Annotated in this window: 19 protein-coding genes; 10 read left to right on the top strand and 9 right to left on the bottom strand. The window is 65.4% G+C overall.

Annotation, left to right across the window (positions count from 1 at the left end):
- Positions 1-10 precede the first annotated feature (10 nt).
- Positions 11-3,007: a GAF domain-containing protein gene (locus B2W22_RS05175; RefSeq protein ID WP_286936481.1), complete on the top strand. Its 2,997-nt coding sequence runs from the start codon at positions 11-13 to the stop codon at positions 3,005-3,007.
- A gap of 144 nt (positions 3,008-3,151) precedes the next feature.
- Positions 3,152-3,514: a hypothetical protein gene (locus B2W22_RS05170; RefSeq protein WP_175121599.1), complete on the top strand. Its 363-nt coding sequence runs from the start codon at positions 3,152-3,154 to the stop codon at positions 3,512-3,514.
- 122 nt (positions 3,515-3,636) lie between these two features.
- Here the strand turns inward: B2W22_RS05170 and B2W22_RS05165 are convergent, their stop codons facing one another.
- A complete protein-coding gene (locus tag B2W22_RS05165; RefSeq protein ID WP_175121598.1) occupies positions 3,637-5,082 on the bottom strand; it encodes an RNA polymerase factor sigma-54 in 1,446 nt (481 codons plus the stop codon).
- Positions 5,083-5,239: 157 nt separating this feature from the next.
- Entirely contained in the window at positions 5,240-6,244 is a 1,005-nt protein-coding gene (locus B2W22_RS05160) for a sigma-54 interaction domain-containing protein (RefSeq protein WP_255595686.1), read from the bottom strand.
- A gap of 176 nt (positions 6,245-6,420) precedes the next feature.
- Here B2W22_RS05160 and B2W22_RS05155 point away from each other — a divergent pair, with 176 nt between their 5' ends.
- Positions 6,421-7,806 carry a sigma-54-dependent transcriptional regulator gene (locus B2W22_RS05155; protein WP_175121597.1) on the top strand — a complete coding sequence of 462 codons (1,386 nt, stop codon included), beginning with the start codon at positions 6,421-6,423 and terminating at the stop codon, positions 7,804-7,806.
- Between the two features lie 6 nt (positions 7,807-7,812).
- On the opposite strand, the gene B2W22_RS05150 is transcribed toward B2W22_RS05155, so the two are convergent.
- On the bottom strand, positions 7,813-8,187 hold the full coding sequence (locus B2W22_RS05150) for a hypothetical protein (RefSeq protein ID WP_175121994.1): 375 nt from the start codon (positions 8,185-8,187) through the stop codon (positions 7,813-7,815).
- 151 nt (positions 8,188-8,338) lie between these two features.
- On the opposite strand from B2W22_RS05150, the gene B2W22_RS05145 reads away from it, so the two are divergent.
- Entirely contained in the window at positions 8,339-8,554 is a 216-nt protein-coding gene (locus B2W22_RS05145) for a hypothetical protein (protein ID WP_175121596.1), read from the top strand.
- Positions 8,555-8,605: 51 nt separating this feature from the next.
- Here the strand turns inward: B2W22_RS05145 and B2W22_RS05140 are convergent, their stop codons facing one another.
- Positions 8,606-8,872, bottom strand: coding sequence for a hypothetical protein (locus B2W22_RS05140; RefSeq protein ID WP_175121595.1), 267 nt, complete (start codon positions 8,870-8,872; stop codon positions 8,606-8,608).
- A gap of 168 nt (positions 8,873-9,040) precedes the next feature.
- Between B2W22_RS05140 and B2W22_RS05135 the strand changes: the two genes are divergently transcribed.
- Positions 9,041-9,631 (top strand): hypothetical protein, encoded by a 591-nt coding sequence (locus tag B2W22_RS05135; protein ID WP_175121594.1) that lies wholly within the window; start codon positions 9,041-9,043, stop codon positions 9,629-9,631.
- A gap of 100 nt (positions 9,632-9,731) precedes the next feature.
- Complete coding sequence (locus B2W22_RS05130) at positions 9,732-10,283, top strand: DUF4142 domain-containing protein (protein WP_254594869.1); 552 nt, start codon at positions 9,732-9,734, stop codon at positions 10,281-10,283.
- A gap of 76 nt (positions 10,284-10,359) precedes the next feature.
- Here the strand turns inward: B2W22_RS05130 and B2W22_RS05125 are convergent, their stop codons facing one another.
- The 3 genes from B2W22_RS05125 to B2W22_RS05115 all read right to left on the bottom strand — a co-directional run bounded on the left by B2W22_RS05125 (position 10,360) and on the right by B2W22_RS05115 (position 12,079).
- The gene (locus B2W22_RS05125; RefSeq protein ID WP_175121593.1) at positions 10,360-11,250 is read right to left on the bottom strand and encodes an SDR family oxidoreductase; all 891 of its coding nucleotides are present in this window, start codon (positions 11,248-11,250) and stop codon (positions 10,360-10,362) included.
- A gap of 82 nt (positions 11,251-11,332) precedes the next feature.
- On the bottom strand, positions 11,333-11,653 hold the full coding sequence (locus tag B2W22_RS05120; RefSeq protein WP_224776797.1) for a DUF883 family protein: 321 nt from the start codon (positions 11,651-11,653) through the stop codon (positions 11,333-11,335).
- Between the two features lie 96 nt (positions 11,654-11,749).
- On the bottom strand, positions 11,750-12,079 hold the full coding sequence (locus B2W22_RS05115) for a four-helix bundle copper-binding protein (protein ID WP_175121592.1): 330 nt from the start codon (positions 12,077-12,079) through the stop codon (positions 11,750-11,752).
- A gap of 147 nt (positions 12,080-12,226) precedes the next feature.
- Here B2W22_RS05115 and B2W22_RS05110 point away from each other — a divergent pair, with 147 nt between their 5' ends.
- Positions 12,227-12,478, top strand: a complete 252-nt coding sequence (locus B2W22_RS05110; protein WP_056561187.1) for a hypothetical protein — start codon at positions 12,227-12,229, stop codon at positions 12,476-12,478.
- On the opposite strand, the gene B2W22_RS05105 is transcribed toward B2W22_RS05110, so the two are convergent.
- On the bottom strand, positions 12,479-13,531 hold the full coding sequence (locus tag B2W22_RS05105; RefSeq protein WP_175121591.1) for a DNA topoisomerase IB: 1,053 nt from the start codon (positions 13,529-13,531) through the stop codon (positions 12,479-12,481).
- A 183-nt stretch (positions 13,532-13,714) separates the two neighbouring features.
- On the opposite strand from B2W22_RS05105, the gene B2W22_RS05100 reads away from it, so the two are divergent.
- The 3 genes from B2W22_RS05100 (at position 13,715) to B2W22_RS05090 (ending at position 15,215) form a co-directional block, all read left to right on the top strand.
- Positions 13,715-13,879: a hypothetical protein gene (locus B2W22_RS05100; protein WP_167427925.1), complete on the top strand. Its 165-nt coding sequence runs from the start codon at positions 13,715-13,717 to the stop codon at positions 13,877-13,879.
- A gap of 46 nt (positions 13,880-13,925) precedes the next feature.
- A complete protein-coding gene (locus B2W22_RS05095; RefSeq protein ID WP_076520934.1) occupies positions 13,926-14,078 on the top strand; it encodes a DUF3309 family protein in 153 nt (50 codons plus the stop codon).
- A 180-nt stretch (positions 14,079-14,258) separates the two neighbouring features.
- A complete protein-coding gene (locus B2W22_RS05090) occupies positions 14,259-15,215 on the top strand; it encodes a 2-hydroxyacid dehydrogenase (protein WP_286936474.1) in 957 nt (318 codons plus the stop codon).
- 114 nt (positions 15,216-15,329) lie between these two features.
- On the opposite strand, the gene B2W22_RS05085 is transcribed toward B2W22_RS05090, so the two are convergent.
- Entirely contained in the window at positions 15,330-16,166 is an 837-nt protein-coding gene (locus tag B2W22_RS05085; protein ID WP_175121589.1) for a universal stress protein, read from the bottom strand.
- Between the last annotated feature and the right edge of the window lie 76 nt (positions 16,167-16,242).

The following is a 16,242-nucleotide window of genomic DNA, read 5'->3' as shown; positions in this document are numbered from 1 at the left end:
AGGGGGAACCATGCTGACCAAGCAAGACCGCGTGTCCCTGCCATGGACCGACACGCTAGCTCGTCTGGAAGACGAACGCATCATGCTGGAGCGCATAGCTGCCGGCGTACCGATCCGGCAGGTACTGGAACATGTGCTGAACGCCGTCGAGGCGCAGTCGAGTGTGACGCTGCGCGCGTCCATCGCTGTGGTGGACGACGCGGGGACCGAATTGCGGCATTGCGCCGCACCCAGCCTGGCGGACGCGTTCAATGCCGCCGTGGACCGGGTAGCCATCGGGCCGATGACCGCTTCGTGGGGCGCGGCAGCGCATTCGGGCAAGCCGGTCTACACCGACGATATTGCCAACGATCCGCGTTGGGCGCCGTGGCGCGACCTTGCCTTGGAGAATGGCTTGCGCGCGTGTTGGTCCACGCCGATCAAGGCGCCAGACGGACGGCTGTTGGGCGTCTTCTCCAATTACTACGAAGAAAGCCGGCTGCCAACCGCGCAGGATATCGACGCGATCGCGCTGGTCACGCGCAGCGCGGCGCTGGCGATCGAAAGGCATCTGCTGGACGTGGCCTTGCGACGCAGCGGAGAGCGCTGGCGGGCGATGTTCGACGGCATGCAGGAAGCGTTTTTTCTTGCCGAAGCGCTGCGCAGCGAGGACGGCCGCATCGCCGACTTCCGCTTTCTGGAGGTGAACCCCGCCTTTGAACGCCAGAGCGGCATGCGCGAGGGCGACACGCTGGGCCACACGCTGCGCGAGATGATTCCCGGCGTTCCCAGCCAGATCCTGGATACGTTCGCGCAGGTGGTGGAGTCGGGCGAGCCCGCCCAGTTTGAATTTGCCGTGCCCGCGCCCAAGGATGCGTGGTACGAGGCGCGGGCGCGCAAGGAAGGTCCCGATCGCATCATGGCGTTGTTTCTTGACGTCACCGCGCGCAAGGCCGCCGAGACCGAGCTGTGGGAAGGCCAGCATCGCAAGAATTTCCTGCTGGCGCTGGGCGACCGCATGCGAGAACTCCATCTGCAGCCGGCCATCGAGGAAACCGCTTGCGCGGGATTGGGTCAGCACCTGTCGCTGGGCCTGGTGGCGGTTCTGGACTGGGCCGGCGACGGCGCGGCGCCGGTGGTGTCGACCTGCTGGCGTTCCGAGCATGATGTGGCGAGCCACGACGCTTTGGCGACAGAACAACTGGGCGAAGATTTTTTCGACGCCGTCCGCAAGGGGCGCACGACCTATCTGCAGCCGCTGGTGGCGCAAGAGGGCGGCGACATCCGCCCGTCGGCCATCGTCGTGCCGATGCGCCGCTGGGCGCGGCAAGGCGGTGCGCTGCTGGTCCGCCCCTTGTCGAGCAGCCGGCTCAAGCCGGCGGATCTGGCGTTCATCGAGGAAGTCGCCGAACGGATGTGCGACGCGGTCGAGCGTTCGCAATACGCGCGCATGCTGGAGCAGCGGGTGGAACACGCCATTGCCGAGCGGGATCGCATCTGGCGAATGTCTCCCGAGCTGCTGGCCGTCATCGACAGCAGGGGCCGTTTTGCCAGCGTGAATCCGGCCGTGCAACCCATTCTGGGCTGGAGTCCCGACCAGTTTCTGTCGATGGGGCTGGCCGAGCTGATCCACCCGGACGACCTGGACGCGACGCGCACCGCCTGGTCGCCGCACGCGCAGGCGGACGGCACGCAACCCGCCCGGCACCTGGAAAACCGGGTCCTGCGCCGCGAGGGCGGCTACAGCTGGATCACCTGGAGCATGTCGTGGTCGCAAGACAGCCTGTACGTCGCGGGACGTGATGATTCCGATCTGAAAGCGCAGGCCGAGGCGCTGGCCGACACCGAGAACGCATTACGCCAGGCCCAGAAGATGGAGGCGGTGGGACGCCTGACCGGCGGCATCGCGCACGATTTCAACAACATGCTCCAGGGCATCACCGGTGCGCTGTATCTCATTCAGCGCAAGCTGTCTGCCGGCGTGCCCGAACAGGCGCAGCGGTTCATCACGGTGGCCATGGATTCGGCGAACCGTGCCGCACACCTGACGCAGCGCCTGCTCACCTTCTCGCGGCGCCAGCCGATCGACCCCAAGCCGTTCAGCGTGGAGGGCACGCTGCATTCCATGATGGACCTGTTCCATCGGTATACCGGCGAGCGTGTGAATCTGGTCTTCGATCTGGACCCGGACCTGTGGCCGATCAACTGCGACAAGAACCAGTTTGAGAACGCGATGCTCAACCTGGTGATCAACGCCTGCGATTCCATGCCCAATGGCGGCGTGTTGACCATTGCGGCGGCAAACACGCAGCTGGACGAAGCGTCGCTGCGCCAGAGCCCCGGCGTCACGCCGGGCCCGTTTGTCGAGGTCACGGTGTCAGACGTGGGCTGCGGGATGTCGCCCGATGTGCTGGCCCACGCCTTCGACCCGTTCTTCACCACCAAGCCGCTGGGCGAAGGCACGGGGCTCGGGCTGTCCATGACTTACGGCTTTGCCAAGCAGGCCGGCGGCAGTGCCGTGCTGGAAAGCGCCGAAGGCGTCGGGACGTCGGTGCGGCTGTACCTGCCGCGCCATCAGGGCGTGCCGGAAATGGCCGCCGATGCGCCGCGGGCGACTGGCGCCCAAGCCGCATCGGCCGGCCAGGCCTTCGTCATCGTCGTGGAAGACGACACGAACGTGCGCGAAATGGTGCGCGAGTCGCTGGTGGACATGGGCCTGCATGTGCTGACGGCCGGCGACGGGGAGGCAGGTCTGGAATTGGTGACGTCCACGCGTAACCTGAGCCTGCTGGTGACGGACGTTGGCCTGCCCAACCTGAACGGCCGGCAGTTGGCGGACGCCGCGCGCGTCGCTCACCCCGGCCTGCGTGTGCTGCTCATGACGGGCTACGCCGAAAGCGCGGCCAGCGCGGGTGGTTTCCTGGAGGACGGCATGGAACTCATTGTCAAGCCGTTCTCGCTGGATGCGCTGGGCGAACGGGTGCAGCGGATGCTGGAGGAGAGCGCGGGGCCGCAGCGGGCGGGGTAGAGGTCAAATAGGCGGTCAGTGTTTCAACGGCAGGTAAAAAATGCCCCCCATGGCGGACTACCGCAGGGGGAGTAGATAAAGCGGGGGTCAGGCACGGGGCTTGCGACTAGGTTGAAGCATTTCAACCAAGGAAGGAGCTACGCTATGAAATACCGTGCCATGACTTGCGCGTTTGCCATGATTGCCGGCCTTGCCGCTGGCGGTGCCTATGCCCAATCCACGGGCCGCAGCTCGCCCCCGACCTCGCCGTCCACGACGCCGAATGACGGGGCTGCCGTGCCGCCCAACACCCAGGTGCCTCCGGGCCAGATTCCGCCCGCCCCGAACGCGGCGCCCCAGACCGGCACCACGCCGCCGAACCTGGATAAGAGCGGTCACATGAAGTCCGACAAACATGGGTCGGAAATGCCCAATCGCAAGCGCGAAGCCAATGACAATGTGCCGAATACCCCGGCCGGCGGCGCCGCGCCTCCTCCGGGATATCCGAACACGGGCGGCAGCAAGTAAGCAGCCCCACACAAAAAGGCTTCCGGAAGGAAGCCTTTTTTTCGTGCGGCGGAAATCAAGTCGGGGTCAAAGGCCGTCCCCGCGCAAGCAATCGCGGCACCGGTTCATGCCGGTGCCGCGATTCAATGCTGGCGGCGCAATTCTGCCGGCGGCACGCGCAACTGGCCGCGGTATTTGGATACGGTGCGGCGGGCGAGAAGGATGCCGTTGGACGCCAGTTGCTGCGTCAACGCCACGTCGGAAAGCGGCATGGACGGATCTTCGGCGTCCACCATTTCCTTGATCAGCGCGCGGACGGCTGCGGCTGAACACGAGCCGCCCGATTCCGTTGCGAGTTCGCGCGAGAAGAAGTGGCGGAATTCAAAGACGCCGCGCGGCGTGGTCATGTACTTGCTGACCGTGGCGCGCGACACCGTGGACTCGTGCATGTTCAGATCATCGGCGACTTCGCGCAGCATCAGCGGACGCAGGGCGACTTCGCCGTACTCAAAGAACATCTGCTGGCGCTTCACGATCGCTTCGGCCACGCGCTGGATGGTGGTGTAGCGCTGCTCGACATTGCGCACCAGCCAGCGCGCCTCCTGCAGCTCTTGCGCCATTGGGCTGCGGTCGTCCAGCCGGGCGCGCCGGAAGAGGTCCGCATAGGCGCTATGCAGACGCGCGCGGGGCATGGCGCTGCGATTGGGCAGCACGCGCCAGCGTCCCTGCCATTTGTCGACAAACACATCGGGCACGACGTACACCGGCGCGTCGCCGCTGTAGCGGCCGCCGGGCTTGGGATCCAGGCGCCGGATCAGCGCGCAGGCGTCGCGCAGGGCATCGTCCGAACATGCCAACGCGCGGCGCAGGCCGGCGTAATCGTTCTTGCCCAGACGTTCCAGATGATCCTGCACAATGCGCTGGGCCAGCGCCCGCGTGGCGTCGTCTTCGTCGGGCAGCGCCGCCAGTTGCAGCGTCAGGCATTCGCGCAGATCGCGCGCAGCGATTCCGGGCGCATCCAGCTGCTGCACCAGACGCAGGGCCGCCATCCATTCGCTTTCGTCGGGAATCGGATTGATGTCTTCGTCGGCGGCCGTACAAAGATTTTCCAGCGGCGTGCGCAGGTAGCCGTCGTCGTCCAGCGCGTCGATGATGAATTCGGCCAGCAGGCGGTCGCGCGGCTGCACGTGGTAGTTGCCCAATTCGAAGGACAGGCGCTCACGCATCGACACGTTGGCACAGGCCCATTGGCCCAGATCGCTGTCGCCGCCGGACGGGGCGTGCGTGGGATAGTCGCCGGAATAGGCCGGCGCGTCGGGCGGGGGTTCATCCATGTCCGGGCTGTCGGATGCCGCGACGGGTTCTGGCGCGGATTGTCCGTCGGCCTGCTCCGTCATCTCACCGCGGACGCCGGGCGCAGCCGGGGCCGCCTCGGGCTCCGATTCGTCCGGATCTTCGAGAAAAGGGTTCGTCGCAAGCGCGTGTTGCACGGCCGTGGTGAACTCCAACGCCGACATCTGAAGCAGCTTGACGGATTGTTGCAGACGCGGCGCCAGCGTCATTTGCTGGCGCAGGCGAAGTTCTTGCATCGGGTGGCCCAATCGAGTCTCCTGAAGGGGCAGCCGCCGGAAGGCGGCTCGTTCCTTTCATAGACGCAAAAAACGTGCCAACCGCATTTGAGGGTGGTAGCCGCGGCGGGAACGCGGCATGCTGGGACAGTATTACAAAGGGGATGGTAATAACTGCTCAGGCTGCCGCTTCGGGCTCGTCCTTTTCATAGACATCCAGACGGTTGTACAGCGTCTTCAGACTGACGCCGAGCGTCTCGGCGGCCAGGCGCTTGTCGCCGGCATGATGCGCGAGCGTGGCCAGAATGAACTCGCGCTGGGCCCGGCCAAGCGGCATACCTACGGGAAAGTTCAGCGAGCCTTCGCGCATCTGCGCCTGGTTCGGGCCGCGCTTGCGCGTGAGCAGCTCGGCGTCCAGCTCCGTGTCGGCCATGATGTAGGCGCGCTGGATCACGTTGCGCAGTTCACGCACGTTGCCCGGCCAGTCGTGCGCCTTGATCGCTTCCAGCATGTGCGGCGAAAACGTCTTCTGCGTGCCATGCTGCGCATTCAACGTGTCCAGGAATTGCTTGGCAAGAAGCAGGGCGTCGTCGCCGCGCTCGCGCAGCGGCGGCACGCGCAGCGGAATCACGAGCAGACGGTGCAGGAAATCCTGACGCAACCGGCCGTCCGCGACGGAGGCGGCGGGGTCGCGGTTGCTGGCGCAGATGACGCGCACATTGGCGCGCAACACGTCGGTGCCGCCCACGCGTTGATACGTGCCGACTTCGAGCACGCGCAGGAAGTGCACCTGCATGTCCGGCGGCATTTCGGTGACTTCGTCCAGAAACAATGTGCCGCCGCTTGCAAACTCGAAATAGCCGGCATTCTGGGACACGGCGCCGGTGAAGCTGCCTTTTTCGTGACCAAAAAGTTCGGCATGCGCCAACGATCCGCTGATCGCGCCGCAGTTGACCGCCACGAACGGCTGGTCGCGGCGATCGCTCGCATCGTGGATGGCCCGCGCTACGATTTCCTTTCCAGCGCCACTTTCACCGATAATGAACACGCTTGCATCGGTGGCCGCCGCAAGGGCGATCTGGTTTCCCAGTTTTCGCATCTGCGGCGACATGCCGCTGGTGTCGGCGAACACGGAAGTGGGCGAAGGCGCGGTGGTGCGCGTAGCGGTATTTCGACTAGCCATGCTTGATCCTCAGTCCCGGAAGCGGGCCTGCAATAAGTGCATCGTAGAGTGCAGCCTACTCTCTGATTGCGACGAGTTGCAAGCATTGGAAAACGTTGGTGGAATCCGAAAAATATTTGCGCTGACCGCCCCCATAGTGACTATTCTGAGCGTTATAGAAGGGATACGGAGATAGCATGCCTCACCTGCTAATCGTCGATGACGACGATGCGATACGAGAAACACTGGCCGAAATCGGCCGCGATAGCGGGTTTTCGGTGGCCCTGGCAGCCAGCGTCAAGGACGCCCTGATCCAGCTCGAACGGCAAGCGCCCGACCTGGTGCTGACTGACGTCCGGTTGCCGGGCGGCAGCGGCATGGACATTTTCAAGAACGTTAATGCGAGTAGCGCGGAAGTGGTGGTGATGACCGGTCACGGTACTGTCGACAACGCCGTCCAGGCCTTGCGCCTGGGTGCGACCGACTATCTGGTCAAGCCGATCTGCATGGAGCGCCTGGAAGAAATCCTCAAGCGCATCATGGTCAATTCGGGCGGCGAGCTGCCCGGCACGCCTTTCGAGGAACCGGGCCGTTTCGGCAAGCTGTACGGCAAGTCCGAACGGATGCAGACGCTGTACCGCCAGATCGGGCGCGTGGCGCCCACCACCGTCACCACCTTGCTGATCGGCGAAAGCGGCACCGGCAAGGAACTGGCTGCCCATGCCATCCACGAACTCAGCCCGCGCCGCCAGCGGCCGTTCATCGCGGTCAACTGCGGCGCGATTTCGCCCAACCTGATCGAAAGCGAAATGTTCGGCCACGAGCGCGGCAGCTTTACCGGCGCCGACCGCCAGCACAAGGGCTACTTCGAACGCGCGGACGGCGGCACGCTGTTCCTGGATGAAGTCACCGAAATGCCGCTTGACCTGCAGGTCAAGCTGTTGCGCGTGCTGGAGACGGGGCAGTTCATGCGCGTGGGGACCAATCGCGAAATCGCCTGCGACATCCGCGTGGTGGCCGCCACGAACCGCAATCCGGAACAGGCCGTGCAGGAAGGCAAGCTGCGCGAAGACTTGTACTACCGATTGAGTGTGTTTCCCATCGAACTGCCGGCGCTGCGCGACCGCGGCAGCGACATCCAGTTTCTGGCGCAGCGCTTCCTGCAGACGCTCAACGAAGAATCCGGGAAGAACAAGGCATTTTCGCCCGAAGCGGCTGCGGCACTGGAGCAGTACGAATGGCCGGGCAACGTGCGCGAACTGAAGAATTTTGTTCGCCGCGCGTTCATCATGGCTGACGGCGATGTGCTGGATCTGGAAATGCTGGTGCCGCAGGTCTCGCCGGCTGGCGAGTCGTCTGGCGGTCAGGTCAGCGTGCCTGTCGGAGAGACGCTGGCAGAGGCCGATCGGCGTCTTATCCTGGCGACGCTCGAACGCTGCAACGGCGTGAAAAAGCAAGCCGCTGCCGTGCTGGGCATCAGTCCCAAGACGCTCTACAACCGTCTTGAGGAATACGCGGCAGCGGGCTATCCGCTGCCTGGCGAGAATTCCCGGGCGGGTGGACCGCCCCGGGAATCCGCCTAGTCCCGCTTATTTGTTGTAGCGGGTCTTCAGGTCTGCCATGCAGGCGTCCTTGGCATTACCGGACATGGCGTCGCACTTTTCCTTGCCGACTTTATAGTCGGCATCGTTGCGCGTTTTCGCGGCGTCATGCGAGGCTTCGGCCTTTTCCTTGGCGGCTTTGGCGTCTGCCTTGGCCTTGTCGCGCGTGGCTTCGGCCTGTTGCTGGCAGACATCCTTCTGGTTGCCCTTCATGCCGTCGCATTGCTTTTTGTCCATCTTGTATTGGTTGTCGATCTGATCGTTCGTGCGAACGGCGGCAGCGCCAGTCTGCGCGGAGGCCTGGAAGGCGAGGACCGAAAAGCACAGGGCGAAAGCGGGGCAAATCGTTTTGGACAGCTTCATGACTGACTCCTTGGGAAATTGGTCCGGTAGTTGGCGGACCCGACCAGGGACAGAGCAAGTGCCGTGCCCGGGTTTTTCAGGCACGGCGCTTGCGCATTGAGCCGCTGCCTGTCCGCCATCTTCGGACGGGCGCGTTTCAAGGAGAGCATTCATGACGACCCAACACGAACAACAGCCGGGAAAGTCCAAGGCCAACACCCCGAAGGACGAAACGGAAGCGTCGAACCAGAGCGGCCAGTTTGGCGCGGATAAGGCGATCGACAAGGAAGAACCCTACAAGCGGGAATCGGACAAGAAGCCTAACCACGGAGGGCCCGAGTACGAGGAGGGCGGTCAGTATCCGGGGAAGCGGCCCGAAGGGAAGTGACCATTGCGCTTCGCGCTGCGCGGCTGGCGCGGCGCGAAGCAGGCGCCGGGCTTAGCCGCCATTGCGAACCGGGTCGGGCGCATCGCGCGAGATGCCGGCTTCGTCTGCGTCCGTGATGCGATCGGTGGCGACGTCTGCACCGTCGTCGTCCACGAGGTCCGGTTCCACGCTCTCGCGTTCGCCGGTGGCCTGGGAGTCGCTGTCGGTGTGCCGGCGGTCCAGCGGCAGGTCGCTGGCCGAATCGGAAGAGTCGCTAGGGCCCAGGTCGGGCCGGCCGCTGTCGTCAAGGTTCAGGTCGGTGTCGGGGATACGGGGCATGGGAATCTCCAAGTTGGGAAAAGCGCGTCCAGGACACATCCGTGGACGTCGCCATTTGCCATCGAATTGCAGCAAGCGCCATGCCGCGATTGCCAGTCAAGGACCGAGCGGCGCCGCGCGGGTATGGAAGTTGCTCCTGCTGGGAGAATTTTCTACCGGGAGATTGTCATGTCCTTGATTGTCGCTGCACGGTTCCAGACCTTCGACGAAGCCACGCTGGCCGCCCAGAAGCTGTTTGCCGAGGGCTATACCGAGGACGACATCCACACGTTCTACGTCAGCATTGCGGGCGAGCACGGGCGCTTTCCGTTGGGCGGCGACCGCGTCGCCGATCCGGACGCCAAAGGCGGGCACTTCGGCGCCGTGGCCGGCGCGTCGCTGCTGGGCCTGGTGTTCGCCTTGGTGGCGGGGGTGATCGCCGCGCAATTGGCCGCGTCCATCTTCATCACCATCGCGGCAGCGGGCGTGGGCGCTTATATCGGCGCGCTGGCGGGCGCCATGTGGGTGATCGGCCGCAAGAAGCGCGTGCGCACGGCGCCGGGCGAACCGGAGAAGTCCCATCCGCCGGTGCGGCAGGCGGGCGTGATGCTGGCGCTGCATGTGGATATTGGGCGCGAACAGCAGGCGCGTCAGATTCTGCGCGCGGCAGGCGGCACGGACATCGAGCGCGCGAACGGCCGCTGGCAGGACGGCAAATGGCAGGATTTCGATCCGCTGGACCCGCCGCGCCGCGTCGAAGCGCCGACCACCGCGAACTGAAGGCCGCGTGGCCGCTCACGGAGACAGAACAATGAAGCCATTTACCATTCCCTCGCTGGCGGCTGTGGCCGCTGCGCTTGTTCTGGCGGGCGTTGGCCATGTGAGCCACGCCGCCGAACTGGACGCGTCCGACGCCCGCTTTCTGCAGGCGGCGTCGGGCTCGGGCATGTTTGAAGTACAGGCCGCCGAGCTCGCCGGCAAGCGCGCGCAGGATGCGCAGGTGCGCGCTTTCGCGGCGAAGATGCTGGAACAGCACGCCGCGGTGAACAAAGAACTGAAGGCGCTGGCCGCAGCGAAAAACGTGGCGCTGCCGGATCAGCCGGCCGAGCCTGAACGCGCGACGCTCCACGAGCTGGGCGGCATGACCGGCGCGTCGTTCGACCAGCTTTACATCCAGAAGGCGGCTGTGGACGCGCACGCAACCGCCAACCGCCTGTTTGAGACTGCTGCGAAAGCGTCAGAAGACGCGCAGGTGCGTGACTTTGCGGTCCGCACCTTGCCGATGCTGAAAGATCACTATGCGATGAGCCGCGCGCTGCAGCGTGAGCCGGCGGTCAATGGTGAGAAGATCCACCCCGCGCCGAAGGGGGAAGCGCCGCCCGTGTCTCCGGCGTCCCGCGCCGCGCCGGCTTCTGTTGTGCCGGAAAAGTGAAGTCCGGCGCACGGCGCGGCAGGTGTCTGGGGGATCGGCCGTTAAAAGGTACGGCCCCTCGGTCATGTCCAGCCGCTCAGTCGCCGGCGCTGCCGGTGATGGGCAGCACGATGCCCGTGATGTAGCTCGAGCATTCGGGCGATGCCAGAAAGACGTAGGCCGGCGAGATTTCCTCGGGCTGGGCGGGGCGTTTCAAATCCGTCTTTTCGCCAAACGACTTGATCTCTTCGGCGCTTCGGTCGGCCGGGTTCAAGGGCGTCCACACGGGGCCCGGCGCCACCGCATTCACGCGGATGCCTTGCTCGGCCAGATTGGATGCGAGTGATCGGGTAAACGCATGGATCGCGCCCTTGGTCGACGAGTAGTCCAGCAGCTTGCCGCTGCCGTTCAGGCCCGTGACGGAGCCGGTGTTGATGATGGCGTCGCCCGTCTTCAGGTGTTCAAGCGCCGCGCGCGCCATGTAGAAATAGCCGGTGATGTTGGTGCGCAGCGTCTTGTCCCATTTCTCGTCGCTGATTTCCGGCAGCGTGTCGGTGTGCAATTGGAAGGCCGCGTTGTTGACCAGGATGTCGAGCTTGCCGAAATGCTTGACGACCTGCGCCACTGCTTCGTTGCAGAAGGCCGAATCCTGCACGTCGCCGGGGATCAGCAGACATTGACGGCCCTCGGCCTCGACCGCGCGGCTGGTTTCCTTGGCGTCTTCGTGTTCGTCCAGATATAGCACCGCGACGTCGGCGCCTTCGCGCGCAAACAGCACGGCCACCGCGCGGCCGATGCCCGAGTCGCCGCCGGTGATGATGGCGACCTTGTCCTGCAGCTTGCCGCTGCCTTTGTAGCCGGGCGCCTGGTACTGCGGTTTGAGCACCATGTCGGCTTCAACGCCTGGCTGTTCGTCCAGGTGCTGGCCCGGCATGGGCGGCACGGGATGCGGGCGGTCGCCGGTCTGGGCGTTCTTGGGTGTGCTCATGTTTTCTCCCATTGGGCGGCGCGGGATGCGCCTTGCGCCCGAGAGTCGAGCAAACGCCGTTCCCGGCGACCGTGCCGACCGGCTACTGCCGGCCGACGATGATGCCGAGCAGAAACGCCGCACCCGCCGCCAGCCCAACTGCCTGCCAGGGGCGCGCGTGGATGTATTCTTCGGTGCAATCCAGGGTTTCGCGCATGAGGTCATGCGCGTTGTCGGACGCGTCTCGCAGGCTTTGACGCGTGGCTTGAAGCTGGTCGCCCAGGCGCGCCTTCAAGGCCTCCAGGTCGGTTGCCGAGCTGTCGCTGAGCGTGGCTTCCAACTCGTCGATCCAGCTTTCCGGATGCCGCGAGCGCCTGTAGGCGCCACGATTGTCGGGGCCGTTCTCGGGGAAGTCGGAAGGCATAGGGGTATTCGTCGTGGCCATCGAAAGCTCCTTGACTGTCGGGCGGAAAAATGCGCCGTCGCGGCCGGCCCGGACGGCCGCGGGGCGGGACGAGGCTTACGCCTCGACCATGTCTCGGCATGCCAGCGTGCAGGCGATGCAGGCGCCCGCGCAGATCTGACATTTTTCGGATTCGTGCGTGGAGCACTCGCGCGCGCAGGCATCGCATACCAGCGCGCACAACGTGCACAGCGCTTGCGCAAATTCGCCGCCGCGCGCCAGCATGGCCGCGCATAGCCGGCAGACTGCCGCGCAGTCGACGCACAAGGCGATGCAGGCCCTGAGCTGCGCCGGATTCTGCCGCAGGCAGCTGGCGGCGCACTGGTCGCACGCCACCGCGCATTCATAGCAGGCTTGCACACATTGCTCGAAGTTTGGGTCTCGCATTGCATCTCCTTGTGAACGGCCGACGCCGCGCAGCCACACAAGGGCAGGGCGCCCGGCGGCACATCCGCTTGCAATTTGAAGGTCTTGACAGTTTGTCCAGCGGGCGAGGGGCCGTAGGATGAAGGTTCGCACTGGCTGGAGACCACCATGAAACCTTCGTCCGCACCCAAATCCACCCCGTCGGCGCGCGCCGACAAATCCGCGCAGGACAACGCTAAGATACTGCCGCCGAGCGGTCCCGTCGACGTGCCGAATCTACCGGACAAACCCGATGCCGATACGCCCGACGAGGCCGCCCGCGACAAGCGCGAAGTGGTCGACAACAAGACCGAGTCGAACTGGGCCGACGGTTCCGCGCCGCAGCCCCGTGCCAAAAACGCGCGCTCGTCGATCTTCTGATTACGCATCGGCCGCCTGCTGTTCATGAAGGAAAGCGAGCAGGCGCCGCTCGTCGGCGCTGAGCCCGCGAGGACCCGCCGGCGCGGCCTTGCGGGCCGGCAGCGTGCCGGTCAGGTAGGCTTCCATGATCGCCGGATGCACATAACACGCGCGGCAGACGGCCGGCGTATTGGCTAGACGCTTGGACACCTGTTTGATGACGTCCACGGCCTCCTGTTTGGCTTGGCGCTCGTCCTCGAATGGACGCGCCTGCAGCGCGGCATAGGCCATGACCGACCCCGCCCACGTGCGATAGTGTTTCGCGGTGTATTCCCCGCCGCCCGCGTGGCGCAGGTAGGCGTTGACCGCGCCCGAATCCACCGGACGTTTGTCGCCGTCCGCATCCAGATATTGAAATAGCTGCTGGCCGGGGATGTCGAGGCATTGCTTGATGATGCGGGCGACTCGCCGGTCCGTGACCGTGACATCGTGCGCCACGCCGCTCTTGCCCTGGAACCGGAACCGGAAGCGGCTACCGGCCACGGTGGTGTGGCGGCGCGTCAGCGTCGTGAGGCCGTAGGATTTGTTTGCCCGCGCGTATTCGCGTCCGCCAATGCGGATCAGCGTGATCTCCAGCAGGCGCACCAGTACGGCAATCACCTTGTCCTGCGTCAGGCCCGGTATCTTCATGTCGCGCTCGACCTGGCGCCGGATGCGCGGCAGGGCATGGCCGAAGGACAGGAGGTTCTTGTACTTGGTGGCATCGCGCACCGCCGTCCAATCCGGGTGGTAGCGGTACTGCTTGCGGCCACGCGCGTCGCGCGCCGTGGCTTGCAGGTGCCCATCCTTCATTGGACAGATCCACACATTTTCGTAGGCCGGCGGAATCGCCAGCGCGTTGATGCGCTGGATCTCCGATTCGTTGGTGATACGGGCGCCTTTCTCGTCCAGGTAGTGGAACGTATGGCCATTGACCCGCACGCGGGTGTAGCCGGGTTCCGTGTCGTCCACATAGGTCAGCGCCGCCTCTTCGACGGGCAGGGGATCCGGGTCGTTTTGCGTGCGGGTACTCATTCAATCTCCGGGTGCGCGCGGTAGCGCCCCGACCCAGCATGCCGCGTTCCCGGACGCCCCGCGCCGGGCGGCGCGCGGGTTTGGGCACGGCGCTTGCTGAAGGCGTTGTCGGCAATCGTGCTACCGGAACCGCCCGCCGGACCGGCAGCGCCGCCCGCGAGAGAATCTTCAGAGGAGAGTGCAATGCAAACCGTCCTGCAACTACATGTGCCGCCGAAGCCGGACCCCATTCCCCCCGGCTCGCCGCCGGGCGACCTGCCCGTGGACCCGGATACCGATGAGCCGGACGTGGATCTGCCGCCGCTGTCCCCGCCGGTCAAGGAAATCGTGCCGCCGAAAGACGCCTGAGGCGTCGCTCTTACATAACTCGAACCAATAAGACCAAGGAGTCATTATGTCGACCATCCTGCTGATCATCCTGATCCTGCTGCTTATCGGCGCCGTGCCTGCGTGGCCCCATAGCCGTAGCTGGGGCTATTACCCCAGCGGCCTGCTTGGCATTGTCGTGATCGTGCTCATTGTGTTGCTGCTGATGGGACGCATATAGCGCCTTGACGCGCTGACGGCCGCCGGGCGCGTGCGCGCGTCTGGCGGGCCGCATCAGGAGGGACTGCGGCGGCACACGCCGCATCGGTGGGCCATCCCGGCGCCAGTCCTGGCGCGCTCGCCGCGTCGGGCGTAAGATCTGCGGGTTTCAGCAGCAACCCTCATAGACCCGCAGCCCGACATGAGCATCCCCTTATTGATCCTGATCGACAGCGTTCAGGACTATCTTCCCCTCATCGAATCCCAGGGCTTTCGCCCGATCCTCGCCACCACCGACCAGACCCGCGCCCAGGCCATCCAGGACCACGGCGCCGGGATTCGTGCCGTCCTGACGCGCGGCGCCACCGGCCTGCGCGCCGATGAAATGGCGGCGCTGCCCCAATTGAGCATCGTGTGCTCGCTGGGCGTCGGCTATGAAAATATTGACCTTGCTGCGGCGCACGCACGTGGCATCGAGGTCACGAATGGTCCCGGCGCCAACGCCGTGTCCGTTGCCGACCACGCGATGGCGTTGCTGCTGGGCGCCGCGCGCCGGCTGCCGCAGGCTGACGCCTGGGTCCGGCAGGGGCACTGGAGCGGGTTCATGGGCCCGCAGGTCAGCGGCAAGCGGCTGGGCATTCTGGGCCTTGGCACGATTGGCCTGGGAATCGCCCGGCGCGGCGCGAATGGCTTTGGCATGAGCGTGGGGTATTACAACCGCCGCGCCCGTCCTGAGTCCGGCTACACATATTTCGACAATCCGCGCGCGTTGGCGGCCGAGTCCGATTTTCTGGTGGTGGCCACGCCCGGCGGCGCCGGCACGCATCATCTGGTGGACGCCGGCGTGCTGGAGGCGTTGGGTCGGGACGGTTATCTGATCAACATCGCGCGCGGCAGCGTGGTCGACACGGACGCGTTGATTGCCGCGCTGGCCGAGAAGCGCATTGCCGGCGCCGGACTGGACGTGGTGGACGGCGAGCCGACCATTCCCGATGCGCTCAAGCAGTTGGACAACGTGGTGTTGACGCCGCACAGCGCAGGACGTTCGCCGGAAGCGGTGGCGGCGACCGTGGCGTTGTTCCTGGAAAACGCCACGGCGCATTTTGCCGGCAAGCCGGTGCTGACGCCGGTGCGAGACGCGAACCTCGTGGCTGCGTGATGCCGCGCGGCCGATTGCCGGCGCGAGTATGGCGCCGGCGGATGCGCCGATATTGAATACGCCGACGCCGCGCCCTTTGTGGACGCGGCGTCGGCGTTTGTGCGGGCTAAGCCTTCAGTGCGAGAACATGATCGGCACCGTCATGCTCTTCAGGATGGAGGCGGTGGCGCCGCCCATCGCCCATTCCCGGAATTTGCTGTGGCCGTACGCGCCCATGACGATCAGGTCGGCGCTGTAATCGGCGGCGGCGTTCAGGATGGTGCTGCCGACGCCAACGCCCTTGATGTCTCGGCGCACGTGGTCCGGCGCGGAGATGCCGTGTGCCACGAAGTAGGTGACCAGATCTTCGAAGGGGATGGATTCGACGTTGCGGGTGGCCGCGCCTTCGTCCATGGTCAGCACGACGACATGCGAGGCGCTTTGCAGCAGCGGGGTGGCATCGGCCAGTGCGCGGGCGGCTTCGCGGCTGCCGTCCCAGCAGAGCAGGACGCGGTCGCCAACGACCGGGAATTCGCCGCTGGACGGCACCACCAGGACGGGGCGCCCGGCGGTCAGCAGGGTTTGTTCGACGAATTCGTTTTCGTGGGCGGCCTCGACATCGTCGCGGTTTTGCTGGCTGACGATGATGAGGTCGCTGGCGCGGCCGTGCAGGGCGACGGTGGCGCTGGGCGAGGATTCACCGGCGCGGACGACGGCCGGTACGTCTGCGATGGCGGCGGATTCCAGAAAGGCGTTCTGCACCTCGCCGCGGTTCTGGGCCTGCAGGTTCTTCATGATGTTGAGCGTGCGCGACATCATGACGGATTCGCCGTAGTAGTACTGCGGCGGCGCGGAGCTGGCGTAGACCCCCACCAGTTCGGCCTTGTGGCGCTTGGCCAGTTCCAGCGCCAGCGCGGTGCGGCGCTTGCAGTCAAACCCGTGGTCCAGGTGGACGGAAATGCGGCGGTACATGGTGGGCCTCCTTGGTTGAACAAGCCATGTCCGTATGGTTGCCGTTTAACCAGGGCGCTCCATTGATGCGCATCAA

The sequence above is a fragment of the Achromobacter sp. UBA4530 genome (genome assembly GCF_002388205.1).
Taxonomy (GTDB): Bacteria; Pseudomonadota; Gammaproteobacteria; order Burkholderiales; family Burkholderiaceae_B; genus Achromobacter; species Achromobacter animicus.
This window is presented reverse-complemented; position numbering and strand designations above follow the sequence as displayed.